Source organism: Gordonia sp. 11cp (assembly GCF_057767225.1).
On record NZ_CM173437.1, the window covers coordinates 1,755,909 to 1,769,702 of the forward strand.

General features: G+C 63.9%; 13 protein-coding genes, 4 pseudogenes and 2 other annotated features. Of the genes and pseudogenes, 5 read left to right on the top strand and 12 right to left on the bottom strand.

Annotated elements, in window-relative coordinates; translation table 11 throughout:
- Positions 1 to 122 precede the first annotated feature (122 nt).
- Positions 123 to 1,405, top strand: a protein-coding gene (locus AC3B6C_RS07745; protein WP_085949824.1) for an IS3 family transposase whose coding sequence is annotated in 2 segments (ribosomal slippage) — positions 123 to 411 and positions 411 to 1,405 — 1,284 coding nt in all. Because the reading frame shifts where the segments join, the coding sequence is not laid out codon by codon here.
- Positions 401 to 529, top strand: a sequence feature (AL1L pseudoknot). (Overlaps the previous gene by 129 nt.)
- A 31-nt stretch (positions 1,406 to 1,436) precedes the next feature.
- Positions 1,437 to 2,258, top strand: a pseudogene (locus tag AC3B6C_RS07750) (IS256 family transposase); the annotation flags it as partial.
- 142 nt (positions 2,259 to 2,400) lie between these two features.
- On the opposite strand, the pseudogene AC3B6C_RS07755 reads toward AC3B6C_RS07750, so the two are convergent.
- The 6 genes and pseudogenes from AC3B6C_RS07755 to AC3B6C_RS07780 form a co-directional block, all read right to left on the bottom strand.
- Positions 2,401 to 2,748: pseudogene (locus AC3B6C_RS07755) on the bottom strand (transposase); the annotation flags it as partial.
- Between the two features lie 300 nt (positions 2,749 to 3,048).
- A complete protein-coding gene (locus AC3B6C_RS07760; protein WP_472892132.1) occupies positions 3,049 to 4,086 on the bottom strand; it encodes a BtrH N-terminal domain-containing protein in 1,038 nt (345 codons plus the stop codon).
- An 87-nt stretch (positions 4,087 to 4,173) separates the two neighbouring features.
- Positions 4,174 to 4,845, bottom strand: a complete 672-nt coding sequence (locus AC3B6C_RS07765) for a transglutaminase-like domain-containing protein (protein ID WP_004020618.1) — start codon at positions 4,843 to 4,845, stop codon at positions 4,174 to 4,176.
- On the bottom strand, positions 4,842 to 6,041 hold the full coding sequence (locus AC3B6C_RS07770; protein ID WP_014928948.1) for an NAD(P)/FAD-dependent oxidoreductase: 1,200 nt from the start codon (positions 6,039 to 6,041) through the stop codon (positions 4,842 to 4,844). Before AC3B6C_RS07770 ends, AC3B6C_RS07765 begins: the two co-directional genes overlap by 4 nt.
- Positions 6,038 to 7,429 (bottom strand): cytochrome P450, encoded by a 1,392-nt coding sequence (locus AC3B6C_RS07775; RefSeq protein WP_004020620.1) that lies wholly within the window; start codon positions 7,427 to 7,429, stop codon positions 6,038 to 6,040. Before AC3B6C_RS07775 ends, AC3B6C_RS07770 begins: the two co-directional genes overlap by 4 nt.
- A 26-nt stretch (positions 7,430 to 7,455) precedes the next feature.
- Positions 7,456 to 7,776 carry a 2Fe-2S iron-sulfur cluster-binding protein gene (locus AC3B6C_RS07780; protein WP_004020621.1) on the bottom strand — a complete coding sequence of 107 codons (321 nt, stop codon included), beginning with the start codon at positions 7,774 to 7,776 and terminating at the stop codon, positions 7,456 to 7,458.
- Positions 7,777 to 7,875: 99 nt separating this feature from the next.
- Between AC3B6C_RS07780 and AC3B6C_RS07785 the strand changes: the two genes are divergently transcribed.
- Complete coding sequence (locus AC3B6C_RS07785; protein WP_004020622.1) at positions 7,876 to 8,901, top strand: helix-turn-helix domain-containing protein; 1,026 nt, start codon at positions 7,876 to 7,878, stop codon at positions 8,899 to 8,901.
- A gap of 5 nt (positions 8,902 to 8,906) precedes the next feature.
- Here the strand turns inward: AC3B6C_RS07785 and AC3B6C_RS07790 are convergent, their stop codons facing one another.
- Positions 8,907 to 9,383 carry a PaaI family thioesterase gene (locus AC3B6C_RS07790; protein ID WP_004020623.1) on the bottom strand — a complete coding sequence of 159 codons (477 nt, stop codon included), beginning with the start codon at positions 9,381 to 9,383 and terminating at the stop codon, positions 8,907 to 8,909.
- Between the two features lie 108 nt (positions 9,384 to 9,491).
- Between AC3B6C_RS07790 and AC3B6C_RS07795 the strand changes: the two are divergent.
- A pseudogene (locus tag AC3B6C_RS07795) lies at positions 9,492 to 9,617 on the top strand (TetR family transcriptional regulator); the annotation flags it as partial.
- A 4-nt stretch (positions 9,618 to 9,621) separates the two neighbouring features.
- A pseudogene (locus tag AC3B6C_RS07800) lies at positions 9,622 to 9,864 on the top strand (MMPL family transporter); the annotation flags it as partial.
- Positions 9,865 to 9,931: 67 nt separating this feature from the next.
- Here the strand turns inward: AC3B6C_RS07800 and AC3B6C_RS07805 are convergent.
- The 5 genes from AC3B6C_RS07805 to AC3B6C_RS07825 form a co-directional block, all read right to left on the bottom strand.
- Positions 9,932 to 10,855, bottom strand: coding sequence for an acyl-CoA dehydrogenase family protein (locus AC3B6C_RS07805; RefSeq protein WP_014928945.1), 924 nt, complete (start codon positions 10,853 to 10,855; stop codon positions 9,932 to 9,934).
- 99 nt (positions 10,856 to 10,954) lie between these two features.
- Positions 10,955 to 11,326: an integrase core domain-containing protein gene (locus tag AC3B6C_RS07810; protein WP_065632759.1), complete on the bottom strand. Its 372-nt coding sequence runs from the start codon at positions 11,324 to 11,326 to the stop codon at positions 10,955 to 10,957.
- Positions 11,307 to 12,761 carry an IS30 family transposase gene (locus AC3B6C_RS07815; RefSeq protein ID WP_078114170.1) on the bottom strand — a complete coding sequence of 485 codons (1,455 nt, stop codon included), beginning with the start codon at positions 12,759 to 12,761 and terminating at the stop codon, positions 11,307 to 11,309. Before AC3B6C_RS07815 ends, AC3B6C_RS07810 begins: the two co-directional genes overlap by 20 nt.
- Positions 12,676 to 13,416 (bottom strand): IS3 family transposase, encoded by a 741-nt coding sequence (locus tag AC3B6C_RS07820; RefSeq protein WP_014928955.1) that lies wholly within the window; start codon positions 13,414 to 13,416, stop codon positions 12,676 to 12,678. The genes AC3B6C_RS07815 and AC3B6C_RS07820 overlap by 86 nt, the downstream gene beginning before the upstream one ends.
- Positions 13,330 to 13,458, bottom strand: a sequence feature (AL1L pseudoknot). It overlaps the preceding gene by 87 nt.
- A complete protein-coding gene (locus tag AC3B6C_RS07825) occupies positions 13,419 to 13,736 on the bottom strand; it encodes a transposase (RefSeq protein WP_004022138.1) in 318 nt (105 codons plus the stop codon). It overlaps the preceding feature by 40 nt.
- Between the last annotated feature and the right edge of the window lie 58 nt (positions 13,737 to 13,794).

Consider the following 13,794-nt stretch of genomic DNA (forward strand, 5'->3'; position numbering starts at 1 on the left):
AATTCACCCGTCGTCAGGGGGTCAGTTTTCAGGCGTCGTCAACATACGGTGCGTCGGTATCGAAAGACACTGAACCGCCCCGGGTCTGTCGGAGGCTCTCGAACCTGTGAAGGATGGAGAGCATGGCAGCACCACGCAAGTACAGTGAGGAACTCAAGGACCGGGCCACCCGGATGGCATGTGAAGCGCGACGAGATCCCGATTCGTCGAGAGGTGCGATCAAGCGGATCGCCGATCAGCTCGGAGTCCATCCCGAGGCGTTGCGCAATTGGGTTCGTCAGGCCGAGATCGACGGCGGGGTCCGCCCGGGCACCACGAGTGAGGACGCTGACCGCATCGCGGCGTTGGAGCGGGAGAACCGTGAACTGCGGCGAGCGAACACGATCTTGAAGCAGGCTTCGGCTTTCTTTGCGGCGGAGATCGACCGCCCACAGCGCTGATCGTGGAGTTCGTCGCGGCTCACCGCGATGAACACGGAGTCGATCCGATCTGTGCGGCATTGCGCGATACGTCCGCCCAGATCGCTCCGTCCACGGTACGAGCCCACCTGAGCCCCCAGAAGACCGAGGCGCCTCGTGTGGTGCGTGACCGGGAGCTCCTTACCCAGGTCCGCGCGGTGCATGCCGACAACCTCGGCGTCTACGGTGCCCGCAAGGTGCATGCCCAATTGCGCAGACAGGGCCATAGTGCTGCCCGCTGCACCGTCGAGCGATTGATGAAAGCCGATGGGCTGCAAGGGATAGCGAGACTCAAGACACGCAAGACCACGCGCAGCGAGGGAGCTGAAACACCCCGGCCGGCTGACCGGGTCAACCGTCAGTTCACCGCGGCGGCACCGAACGCGTTGTGGGTGGCGGACCTGACCTACATCCGCACCCACTCGGGCTGGGTGTACGCGGCGTTCGTCCTGGACGTGTTCTCGCGGATGGTCGTCGGCTGGCAGGTCTCGACCACCATGCACACCGACCTCGCCCTCGACGCCCTGAACATGGGATTGTGGGCACGGTCGCGTGCCGGCCACGACGTGGCCGGGCTGATCCACCACTCCGACCGCGGAGTGCAATACCGAGCCATCCGCTACACCGAACGACTGGCCGAAGCCGAAGCGGTGACATCTGTTGGCTCCAAAGGGGATTCATACGACAACGCGATGGCTGAGGCGTTCAACTCGCTGTTCAAAGCCGAATGCATCCGTAACCCCGTGATGCGCCCGCGAGGCGGCTGGGCAGGTGTGGGCGAGGTCGAGATCGCCGTCGCTGAGTACGTCGAATGGTTCAACCACCGCCGCCTGCACGGCGAGATCGGACACGTCCCACCCGTCGAGTACGAGAGCGCCTACTGGTCGACCCAAACCGTCACCAGCTACCGTGAGAACCCGGTCCCCGCAAACGCTGGAACCAACTAACCGAGCCTCCAGCAAACCCGGGGCGATTCACACCGTCTCCCGAATCACGGATCGGGTCATCGAAGAGATGGTGTCGTGGTGGGCACGCCCGCTGGAGAAAGTGTACGCGGCGGTGTTCATCGACGCGATCATGGTCAAGATCCGGGATGGGCAGGTGCGTAACCGGCCCATCTACGCCGCGATCGGGGTGGATCTCGACGGGCACAAAGACATCCTCGGCATGTGGGCCGGCGACGGCGACGGCGAGTCGGCCAGGTTCTGGCTGGCGGTGCTCACCGACCTCAAGAACAGGGGTGTCCGCGACATCTTCTTCGTTGTGTGTGACGGATTGAAAGGGTTGCCCGACAGTGTATCTGCCGCGTTCCCGTTGGCCACGGTACAGACGTGCATCATCCATCTGATCCGCAACACCTTCAAGTACGCCTCCCGCAAGTATTGGGACACGATCAGCGCCGATCTCAAACCGATCTACACCGCGCCGACCGCCGCTGACGCCCGGGCGCGGTGGGAGGAATTCGCCGAGAAATGGGGCACGCCGTACCCGGCGATCGTGACCCTGTGGGAGAGCGCGTGGGAGGAGTTCATCCCGTTCCTTGACTACGACGTCGAGATACGGCGAGTGTTGTGCTCCACCAACGCGATCGAAAGTCTCAACGCCCGCTACCGGCGTGCGGTGCGCGCTCGAGGACACTTCCCGAACGAGCAGTCCGCACTCAAAACGCTCTACCTGGTCACCCGGTCGCTGGACCCGAAGGGTACCGGTCAGACGAAGTGGGCCGTACGCTGGAAGCCAGCGCTCAACGCCCCGGCCATCACGTTCGCCGATCGTATGCCCGCAGCCGAAGAACGCTGACCCGCCGAGCAATCGGAAAACCGCCGCTTACACCGAATATCGGACAGACCCGTCGGGGCCCGATTCCCGCCGAGCTCGTGGTGAGCGTGCGTGAGACGCTGGGTGGGGGTCGTCCAGAACGGGGGGTGTCCCTATGGGTTTGTCAAGCAGCTGAAGCGATTGGGGTTCGGTAGGGCTCGCTGTGCTTGAGCATCGCGTAGAGGACGTCGCATCGTCGGCGTGCCAGGCAGATGAGGGCGGCGTTGTGTTTCTTTCCTTCGGCGCGTTTGCGGTCGTAGTAGGCGCGGCTGGTGGGGTCGTGCAGTGCGGCGAACGCGGAGAGGAAGAAGGCTCGTTTGAGTTTGCGGTTTCCGAATCGGGCGGGGTGCTCGCCACGGATGGAGGTGCCGGATCGGTGGGTGACTGGTGCGATGCCGGCGTAGGCGGCCAGGTGGCCTGCGGTGGCGAATGCTGAACCGTCGCCGACTTCGAGGAGGATGCGGGCTGCTGTGTAGGGGTCGTAGCGGATCTGGTTTCGCACCGCGGCAAAGTGGCTCCGCGCCATGTCTCGATCGTTGTCCGCGTCGCCGGTAGCATCACGGGTGGACGCCTGCACGGTGGCGTGGTCGAAGGCCAGGATACGTGACGCTGCGAGAAGAACTGCAGGCTTCCCGGTTGCCTCCTGTCGATGTCACAGGACCCGGGTCAGCGGGAACCGGCGTCCTGCTGATGGTAATGCTCCTGCGTGCGTTTGTGTGAACGCGGCGGCCCTGCTTAGCGTCCTCCTCGCGGACTTGCCGCGACAGGCCGGTTAGCCTGACAAGGATGCTGCGGCCTTTCGTAGTGACGCCTCCAGGGTCGTTTCCGCCTCGGGTAGAGCCGCCGCGAGGGTTGTGACGGATCGGAGCCGCTCGGATGAGGCGTGATCCTTCTGTACTGCTGCGCGTGCGACTGCAGTCCAGGATGTCGCCGCATGGTGGGCGTTGGCTGCAAGGATGGCGGTGGCGTGATCGCCGGTGAGGCGCGCGATTTCGTCGCAGCCCTGTGCCAGCAGTCGGCGGAACAGGCCGCCGCCGGTCCCCGCTTTCTCGATGAAGGCGCCGAGGCTGAATAAATGCATCTCGAGGTCGTCGGTCGACAGGGCTCCCCAGCTGCAGACGTCGGATGCGAGCGCGCTGGCAGCGTCGAGGCCGTGTGACCCGTGTTCTGCGGGCCCGGCGATCGTCGATGCGCCTGGGGTGCTCAGGCTCGCTGCGGATTGTGCGAATGCCTGTGCGGCCACCTCGAGAATCGAAGGTGGCGTCTGTGGCCAATTGATACGAAACAGCGTGTGTCGGGTTGGCTCCGGGAAGGAGGTCGAGCGGCGCGCGCGTGCGAGTGCGTCCAGTGGGACGCGTTGAAGGTCTTCGCGATCGTTGTCGGCGATGTACGCGACGCCTTGCGTCTCGTCGTAGCCGACTACAACGATGTCGTGGCGGCTCATGCGCAACTGGACCCGCAGGTAGGGGAGTTCTGCGATCTCCGCCCAGACCAGTGCAGGGCGTCCCTGATCGATCTCGCCACGAAGGTTCTCCCAACCCTCGGCCGGGTCGTCTGTGGCAAGCACCTCGACGGTGCCGCCCAGACGGCGGGGGAGGTCGATCTCAAAATCAGGTCCTCGTCCGACTAAGTACACGGGTGGCATCAGCGCTTTTGATCGAATGTAGGTGAGGGAGAGGGCTCCGCCGAGGGCAAAGACGAGGCCCTCGTCGGGTGGGCCGTCGTAACCGAGCCCGGTCCACTCCATGAGGTCTCGCATCGCACCGGACCCACAGTGGCCACCCATTCGGTGCGGGTAGGGGTCGATCATCGAGGGGCCGGACACTGACACGATCCTCCTGTGTTGAGGCGGTACGAAAATTGTCGATTGCCGGGCCGACGACTGAGGCAGACCGGGTTAGGCGTGGAATGCATCTAGTGACGTCGCACGCTGCGTGAGTATAAGAGGGCCATAGGCCTCTTTGAGAGCCACCAGGATGTTGTCGAGAGGCAGGTCGTTGTACACACCTCTTTCGCGGACGTACTCCATGTGTGTTGAGCCGTCCGCGGAGTGAGCGTGGAGCAACGCGTCGCTGTCGCCGGTGAAGTCGATCGGGGCGACTCCGAACCGCGCGCACAGTTCCGAGTTGAACGCGGGTGTCGCCTTGAGCCACCGTCCGTCTATGTAGACGTGGCTGTACCCGTGATAGACGAAGACGTCGGTTCCCATCAGCTCACGTAGGGCGCCCGTTTGGAGGTGATTACGGACGTCGGCGAAGCCTAGCCGCGCTGGGATCCCGGCGGCGCGGAATGCGGCGGTAAGCACGACGGCCTTGGGGACGCAGTATCCACGCCCGGATTCGATTACATGGCTGGCCCGGTAGTGCTCTGGGTCGTTGGAGACGGTGTACGGGTCGTAGCGGATGGCGTCGCGCACCGCGGTGAACAGGCGGCCGGCTTTGTCTTTGTCGGTGGTCGCGTTGCCGACGGCTTCGCGTGTGAAGGTTGCGACGGTGGCGTGCTCGATGTCGAGGAAGCGTGAACCCGTCAGCGCCGCCGGGCTGACCGCATTTGTCGGTGATGTGGTCATGGGGCCGCTCCGATCAATTCGGACCTGACGATCGGCGCTCGTTGTGCAATGGCGCGCTTGGCGGTCACGAAGTCAGCGGGTCTGTTGACGCAGTCAGCTGCAATCAGTTCTCCGGCGGTTAAGTAGTAGCAGGTGAAGTCGCGGCCATGGGCGGGGTTGCCGCTGACCAGCACCTCGTCGTATCCGGTGTTGAGCCCGGCGATCTGGAGTTTGAGGTCGTATTGGTCGGACCAGAACCATGGCAGTGCGGCGCGACCGGTTGTGTTGTCGCAGATTGTGGCCGCCGCGATCTTGGCGTGCTCGGTTGTTGCGGACACGCACTCGAGACGAACACGTCGCCCGTACCGCTCGATTCGGTGGTTGGCGCAGTCGCCGGCTGCGACGATGTCAGGATCGCTGGTACGAGCGCGGTCGTCGACGAGGATGCCGTTTTCGACGTCGATGCCCGCAGCTGCTGCGAGCTCCGTGTTCGGAATGACGCCGACGCCGACGATGACCAGGTCAGCGGCCAGCGTCTCCCCCCCGGACAGGACAACGCCGTCGACTCGTTCGTCGCCGCGGAACCCTTCGACCATTGCGTCGGTCCGTACCTCGACACCCTTCTCGCGGTGAATTCGATCGAAGAATTCCGACACGACGGGCGCCGTGACACGTTCGAGTACGCGTCCTGCCGCCTCCAGGACGGTGACCTCGACACCCAGGGTTCGAAGCGAGGCCGCTGTCTCCAGGCCGATGTACCCGCCGCCGACAATGACGACCCGCGAACCCGGGACCGCGGCGGCGCGGATGGCCTCGACATCGGTGGCGGTGCGCAGATAGTGCACGCCCGGCAGGTCGGCGCCGGGGACCGGCAGTGCGCGAGCTCGAGCGCCGGTGCACAGGGCCAACTTCGAGTAGGACACCGCGTCGTTGTTGCCAAGAGTGACGGTTCGTTCGGCACGGTCGATCGAGGTCACGGTCCCGTCGACGAGCTCGATCCGTTGCTTGTCGTAGAACTGGCGGCTCCGAATCGCGACATCGTCGAGATGGCAATCGCCAGCCAGGTATGCCTTGGACAGCGGCGGCCGCTGATACGGCAGGCGGCCCTCGTCGCCGATCAGCAGGATGGCCCCAGCCCACTTCTCCTTGCGCAAATTGGCCGCCAGCTGTGCGCCCGCGTGGCTTGCGCCGACGATCACGACCCGATCAGTACTCACGTCTCCGGCTTGGGAGTCAGACGGACCATCATCTTGCTGATCCCACGAACGAAGTTGGACTGCACGTACTCCGGATCACCGACCACCTCGATGTCGTCGAAGCGCTCGAGAAGTTCTTCCCAGAGAATGCGCAACTGCAATTCGGCCAAACGGTTTCCCATGCAACGGTGCACACCGAAACCGAACGCGATGTGGTTGCGAGCGTTGGACCGATCGATGATGAGCTCGTCCGGGCGGTCGAACACTCGCTCGTCGCGGTTGCCGGAGGCATACCACATGACGACTTTGTCACCTGCGCGGATGAACTGACCGTTGAGCATCACGTCCTTCTTGGCGACCCGACGCATGTATGCCAGCGGGGTTTGCCACCGGATAATCTCCGACACCGCATTGGGAATCAGATCCGGATTGGCTTTGAGTTTCTCGAACTGCTCGGGAAACTCGTTGAGAGCCAGCACTCCGCCGCTCATCGAGTTGCGGGTGGTGTCGTTGCCGCCGACGATCAGCAGCACGAGGTTCCCGAGGAACTCCATCGGGCTATTGTCGAGAAGGTTCTTGGTGTCCTCGTTGCTCTGCAGCATGGTGATGAGGTCGAATCCGGTCTCCTCGCCTGCCGCGGTCCGCGCGGCCTTGTCTCGCCACAGCGCACTCAAGCCCTGTGCCATCGCGACCATCTCGCGGAAAACTTTGTCGTTGTCCGATGGTCCGCCGTTGGCCTGCTCCATCGACGTGGCCAAATCCGACCACTGGACGAGTTTGTGGCGCTGCTCGTAGGGGTAGTCGAGCAATGTCGCGAGCATCCGCGCGGTCAGTTCGACCGACACGGTCTGGACCCAGTCGAACGGTTCGTCGAGCGGTAGCTCCTCGACGACTTCCCGGACGCGAGACCGGATGAGGCCCTCCATCTCGCGCAGGTTCTTCGGTGCGACGACTCCCTGGACGGCGGCGCGCTGCTTGTCGTGCCGCGGCGGGTCCATGGCGATGAACATCGCGATATCCATGAAACGCGGGGGCCGACCGATGATGATGAACGGTTCGGCGGAGAACGCTTCATGGTTTTTGTCGACAGCGATGATGTCGGCATGTCGAGTGACCGACCAGAACGGCCCGAAGGGACTGCGGGGCTGGAAGTGAACGGGCGCCTCATTGCGCACACGCTCGAAGTAGGACCGCCACATGCCCTGTCGGTAGAGAAATGGGTTGCTCAGATCGATGTCAGTGAGTTCGACGTCCTCGACCGGCGGGATGGGGGTCTCGGTGAAGATTTTCTTGCCGTCGGTTCGGGTGACGATCCGGCGGGTCTTGTCATAGACGTGAGCGCCACGGATCTGCAGATCGATCGGGATCATGGACTGCGCCTTCTCGGCGATCGCGGTGGTAATGCTCATCTGAAAGTCGCTCTCATTCTCTCACTTCACAACTGGAACTCGGGGAGGTGAACGGTCAACCCGTCCCACTCTTCGCGCGCGGTCATCTGACACGACAGCCGCGAGTTGGCCTCACGCTCGGGGTGCATGCTCAACATGCCTTCTTCGACGTCTGTGCTGTGGCCGACGGTGTCGATCCACGCGCTGTCGACGACGACGTGGCAGGTTCCGCATGCCGCCTCACCGCCACAGTCGCCATCAATGCCCGGTATCGCCTGGTCGACCGCGGTCTGCATCAGTGACCTGCCGGGCATCACCGGCGCGGGGTAGTCCTCGCCGTCGTGGGTCACGTAGGTGATCGTGGCCATGGCCACCTCCTTGTTCCTGGGTCGTAGAGATGAGTGTGCGCGCGGCGAATGTGGTCGATCCAGGTTCGGACGTCGCGATGTCTTGTTAACTTGGCTCATATGAGCCTTGTCGAGTCGGGGATGCCGCCGCTGGCGTTCGCCCAGCTCCTCGACAGCGGCGCCTTGGGCGCGGCGGAGACCCGAGCGTTCGAACGCATCATGGCCCGCGAGGGCGTCGATCTCGCGGTCGTCATTGCGCGACAGGGCCAAGTGCCTGTCCGGTGGTTTCACGAGGTGTATCCGGCGATGGATTCCCAGCAGGGATTCCGGTTGGGCGTAGCGTTCGCCGAGCACGCTCAGCTCACCTCGTTCGGCCCCATCAGTTTGCCGCTGGTCAGTGCGGGTTCCGTCGTCGAAGTTGTTCAACTGCTTCAGTTCTTGCCCCTGATATCGACCGCGCTGAGCACCGAGTTCCAGCACGGAGATTCTGGACTGACGATCGCTCTGGCCGGGCGCACCGACAGCGCCGGCACCGATTGTTTCGCCGTCACCTACGGTGGTCTGGCTGTCCTGCGGTTGGTGGACATGCTCGCCGGTGCCGTCCCCTCCGTGGAGCTTCATCTGACATGCCAGGCGCCGGCAGACCTGATCGCCGTGGGTGAGATCGGCCATCGGATCGTTTTCAACGCGCCCGCGGCGTTCGTGCACATACCGGCTGCCGTGCTCTACGACGTGTGCCGTTTCTCCGACCCCGTGGCCTACCGGATCGGTATTGCCGAGCTTCGACGCGTCTACGAACAGCGTAGGCCCAGTTCCTACACGCAGCTGGTCCGCGCACAGTTCGATGCCGACCCTGCCCGCGCTGACGGTGCTCGTATCGCGGCGGAGCTGTCGATATCGGTGAGCACACTCAAGCGACGCCTGAACGCCGAGGGCACCACCCTGCGTCGCCTGCGGCAGCAGTTCGTCCAAGAACGGGCCACCGCGCGACTGCTGGATCCGGGCATCGGTGTCGGCGAGATAGCCGCAGAACTGGGGTACTCCGACGCCGCCAGCTTCTCTCATGCGTTCACACGGTGGGTCGGATGCTCCCCGACGCGGTTTCGCCGCGCACCGGCGAATCGGCAGGCAGCGCCGGGCATCTGAGCAGGTCAGTCCGCGCGAAGAAGATTGACGAAAAAGCTGTCTACCGTGGAGGTGTCGGCGTAGCGCGCGAAGTGCATGAGATCGACTTTCACGAACTCGCCGGTGGCGGAAAAGTAGGTCTCGCCGTCCACAGTCCCGCTCGCCCCGATGTGCAGGATGTGATCGGCGTCCTCGTCGATGCACGCCGTAAGACGTACTGGTACGTGGAGGGGTACCGGTCGGCGGTACTTGACGGTCAACGTGCGCGTGACGGCCGGGGTGCCGGCGATCCACAGCGTGAATCCCATGATGTCGTCGCACGCGGCCGAGATAGCGCCTCCGTGCGCCAAACCTGGTCCACCGGAATGCTTGGTGGTGAAAGAGTGATCGGCAAAAACGCGGTCGCCGTCGCGGTACACCTCGAGCTGCAGGCCGCTGGCATTCTCCGGCCCGCAGCCCATGCACGATGGGGAGTGTGCGGGCAGTTTGGTGGGTGCTGACATCACAGTCCTCGAATCGATGCTCGTGCCGGTAGCAGACCACTACCAACGGTATCGTTGGTAGAATGCCACATCCACGCTGGACCAACAGCGTGAGGAGACCTGGTGGCGGTGAGCATCAATGGCCTCGACGACGTCGATCCGCGGCGGGTTCGTTCCCGGAACCGTCTGCTCGACGCCACGGCGGTGTTGCTGCGCAGCGGGGGAGTGGAGGCTGTCACCGTCGAGGCGGTCACGAGCGTTCCCGCAGCTGGAGACAGTCGTGCGGCAGCAGTCGGTCGACCCGATCCCTGCGGGAGTGCCGTCGTTTCAGTCATTCGACCGGATGGGCACGGCGTTCGGGGAGAAAGGCGCCAAGACAACGGCGTTTATCGCCATGGAGAACCGTGGCGGCCTCACCCCGACGGTGCGTGCACGCTACGACGAGCTTGTCCAGGAACTTCGTGGCACCACCGCCGATGTCGCTTCCGCCCGCGACCTGGTGGGGGGATCGCCGATGTGTGTTGTCGAACTTGTCAGGATGTAAAGCCTGGGACGGGATCACGGTCGTTCTAGAAGTACTGGCCGACGTCGGCAATCTTGTAGGCCACCGGGTCATGCAGGCTGTGCGTCCGGATGTTGCGCCAGAACCGGTCCAGCCCCAAACGCGGGTGTGTCCCACGCGCCCCGATGACCTCGAAGATCCGGCTGCCTATAGACAGACCCGCCTCGGTGGCCAAGACCTTCACCCCCGACACCTGAACCATCAGCGAGGCCCGATCGGCGGGTGCCAAAGCATCACCCTTCTCCCAGATCCGCTGCACCGCGTGCGACGCATCGCGGGCCGCCGCGTCAGCGCCTTGTAGTTTAATCGCAAGCTCTCCAAAGGTCCGAACTACGTATGGATCCTGCGTGGCCTCAGAAACCCCCGCAGGGGTCCATGGCCGTGCGTGCTCCAGCGTGTATTCGCGAGCGGAGTCCAGCGCTTCGGCGGCAATTCCTATGTAGACGTGCGAGAAGATCAGTTGCACCAACGGGCCGAATAGGCTGGCGCGCCTATAGCCGAAAAAGTCGGTGATCACGCTGTTCGGAGCCCCCAACACCTCGTGCGGAAGCACTTGAACATCTTTGAAGTCCGTTGTACCGCTGTCGGTCCGCCGCATCCCCAGGGCTTTCCAGTCATTGTTGGGACGCACTCCCCCTCGGTCGGTGGGTATGACCGCTGTGATAATTCCCGACCGCTCGGGTGAGTCATCATCCTGCGCCACGCCAAACACCAGAAGCAGATCGGATCCGAGCGCCCCGCTACAGAAATGCTTGGTCCCGTTCAGCACGTAACCACCGTCGTCGCGTGGGGTTGCACGCACCTTCCAGTCGAGAATGTGACTGTTGTTCTCGCTCAACGCGTTCCCCGTCCAGGAACCCTGCGCCACGCGGCGGTAAGTGGCGTCGCGCTGCTCCGGCGAGCCGAGGAGTTCGATGAAGGCTGCACACACGAGGTGGTATCCGTAGAGGTGGCCAAGCGAGCCGTCGACCTTGGCAATCTCGCGGATTACTGCGAAGACTGAATCGCCCCGGGTTTGCTGGAGGCTCGGTTAGTTGGTTCCAGCGTTTGCGGGGACCGGGTTCTCACGGTAGCTGGTGACGGTGTGGGTCGACCAGTAGGCGCTCTCGTACTCGACGGGTGGGACGTGTCCGATCTCGCCGTGCAGGCGGCGGTGGTTGAACCATTCGACGTACTCAGCGACGGCGATCTCGACCTCGCCCACACCTGCCCAGCCGCCTCGCGGGCGCATCACGGGGTTACGGATGCATTCGGCTTTGAACAGCGAGTTGAACGCCTCAGCCATCGCGTTGTCGTATGAATCCCCTTTGGAGCCAACAGATGTCACCGCTTCGGCTTCGGCCAGTCGTTCGGTGTAGCGGATGGCTCGGTATTGGGCGCGTTCAATCGGTCGATGCAACACTGGGTTGTTGTAGCGAGTGTAGTTGTTCGCCAAAGACTTCGGCGGGAGTTTTCCATCCAAGGACTTTTCTAGGACGGTTGTTGAGGGTGTAGGCGATGGCCTCGAGGTCCTCAGCTGACCACCGCGACAGATCAGTTCCCTTAGGAAAATATTGGCGCAGAACACCATTGGTGTTCTCGTTGGATGGTCGCTGCCACGGTGAGTGCGGATCGGCGAAGAACACCTGCGTTCCGGTGTCCATCGCGAACTGGGCGTGAGCGGACAGTTCCTTGCCGCGATCCCACGTCAACGTTTTGCGCAACTGCTGCGGCAGCGCGGCGATCGACGCTGTCAGTCCTGCATTCATCGCGATGGCACCGTAGCCACCGAGTGCGGGCCCGTTCTTCACAGGCGGCTGCTCACCCCAGCCCTGCTGGCGTGGCAGATGCACCAGAAGTGTTGCACGACTACGACGTTCAACGATCGTGCCGATCGCCGATCTCCCAGTTCCGATAATCAGATCACCCTCCCAGTGCCCGGGGACGGCACGGTCCTCGGCCTCGGCAGGGCGCTGACTGAACACGACATCGGAGGTGACGTGACCCTGCGGCTTGTTGCGCGAGCGGGCCCGCGGCTCCCTCAGTGCACGTCCGGTGCGCAGGCACGCGACCAGCTCACGTTTGAGCGCGCCGCGGCCCTCGATGAACAGGGACTGGTAGATCGCCTCGTGACTGATACGCATGGATTCATCATCGGGGAAGTCGACCTTCAAACGCTGGGAGATCTGCTCTGGACTCCACGCCAGCGACCACCGCCGGTTGGCCCGGTGCGGTTTGTTAAGCCCCTTCCATGGCGGTGGCGTGGGGCCCGCAGCGATCGTGCCATCGGGACGGCGGACAACGCCGGCCAGGCGGTCCTGTACGTACTCCCGCAACTCGACGTGGGCCACGAGCTTCGCTGTTTTCGGGCGCTTGGCGGCCTGCTGGGCTTTCCACTGCGCCACCAACGCCCGATACTCGAGCTTCCCGCTCCTGGTTGCGGCGTTGCGCCGTAGCTCACGCGAGATCGTGGCCGGACTCCGCCCGATCCACCGTGCGATCTCACGCACCCCACGATCCTGGGCGCGTAGCAGCGCGATCTCTTCCCGTTCGGCGAAGGATAGATAGCGGCCCGAAGGCTCATCCAGACTCAGCGGCCTCATGCCGCCAGCGTGGCGGAACCAGCGTGTACCCACCGGCACCGACACACCGACAGCGATCGATGCCTGTGCCGTGCTCACCCCCGTCGCGACCACCCGCCAAAACTCACGTTGCACCTGCCGCGACGGCTCCGGCCGCCCCGGCGATCGCATCGCCGGCCGAAGTGCACGATCAGCACGCCACTGCCGACGAACACCTACCGCCACATCGCTGGTCCTCCGACTCCAGTCCGCCGTAGCCACCGCAAACACCTCCATGATCATGGTGTTGCGACGACCAGTTGAATCCGCCTTGCACTCCGCGGTCGGAGTGGTGGATCAGCCCGGCCACGTCGTGGCCGGCACGCGACCGTGCCCACAATCCCATGTTCAGGGCGTCGAGGGCGAGGTCGGTGTGCATGGTGGTCGAGACCTGCCAGCCGACGACCATCCGCGAGAACACGTCCAGGACGAACGCCGCGTACACCCAGCCCGAGTGGGTGCGGATGTAGGTCAGGTCCGCCACCCACAACGCGTTCGGTGCCGCCGCGGTGAACTGACGGTTGACCCGGTCAGCCGGCCGGGGTGTTTCAGCTCCCTCGCTGCGCGTGGTCTTGCGTGTCTTGAGTCTCGCTATCCCTTGCAGCCCATCGGCTTTCATCAATCGCTCGACGGTGCAGCGGGCAGCACTATGGCCCTGTCTGCGCAATTGGGCATGCACCTTGCGGGCACCGTAGACGCCGAGGTTGTCGGCATGCACCGCGCGGACCTGGGTAAGGAGCTCCCGGTCACGCACCACACGAGGCGCCTCGGTCTTCTGGGGGCTCAGGTGGGCTCGTACCGTGGACGGAGCGATCTGGGCGGACGTATCGCGCAATGCCGCACAGATCGGATCGACTCCGTGTTCATCGCGGTGAGCCGCGACGAACTCCACGATCAGCGCTGTGGGCGGTCGATCTCCGCCGCAAAGAAAGCCGAAGCCTGCTTCAAGATCGTGTTCGCTCGCCGCAGTTCACGGTTCTCCCGCTCCAACGCCGCGATGCGGTCAGCGTCCTCACTCGTGGTGCCCGGGCGGACCCCGCCGTCGATCTCGGCCTGACGAACCCAATTGCGCAACGCCTCGGGATGGACTCCGAGCTGATCGGCGATCCGCTTGATCGCACCTCTCGACGAATCGGGATCTCGTCGCGCTTCACATGCCATCCGGGTGGCCCGGTCCTTGAGTTCCTCACTGTACTTGCGTGGTGCTGCCATGCTCTCCATCCTTCACAGGTTCGAGAGCCTCCGACAGACCCGGGGCGGTTCAGACCGT

Coding starts and splice junctions, on each gene's coding strand:
- AC3B6C_RS07790 (WP_004020623.1), bottom strand. CDS start 9,383: ATGTCAGCACCCACCAAACTGCCCGCACACTCCCCATCGTGCATGGGC.
- AC3B6C_RS07760 (WP_472892132.1), bottom strand. CDS start 4,086: ATGATCGACCCCTACCCGCACCGAATGGGTGGCCACTGTGGGTCCGGT.
- AC3B6C_RS07825 (WP_004022138.1), bottom strand. CDS start 13,736: ATGGCAGCACCACGCAAGTACAGTGAGGAACTCAAGGACCGGGCCACC.
- AC3B6C_RS07765 (WP_004020618.1), bottom strand. CDS start 4,845: ATGACCACATCACCGACAAATGCGGTCAGCCCGGCGGCGCTGACGGGT.
- AC3B6C_RS07780 (WP_004020621.1), bottom strand. CDS start 7,776: ATGGCCACGATCACCTACGTGACCCACGACGGCGAGGACTACCCCGCG.
- AC3B6C_RS07815 (WP_078114170.1), bottom strand. CDS start 12,761: ATGGAGGTGTTTGCGGTGGCTACGGCGGACTGGAGTCGGAGGACCAGC.
- AC3B6C_RS07785 (WP_004020622.1), top strand. CDS start 7,876: ATGAGCCTTGTCGAGTCGGGGATGCCGCCGCTGGCGTTCGCCCAGCTC.
- AC3B6C_RS07775 (WP_004020620.1), bottom strand. CDS start 7,429: ATGAGCATTACCACCGCGATCGCCGAGAAGGCGCAGTCCATGATCCCG.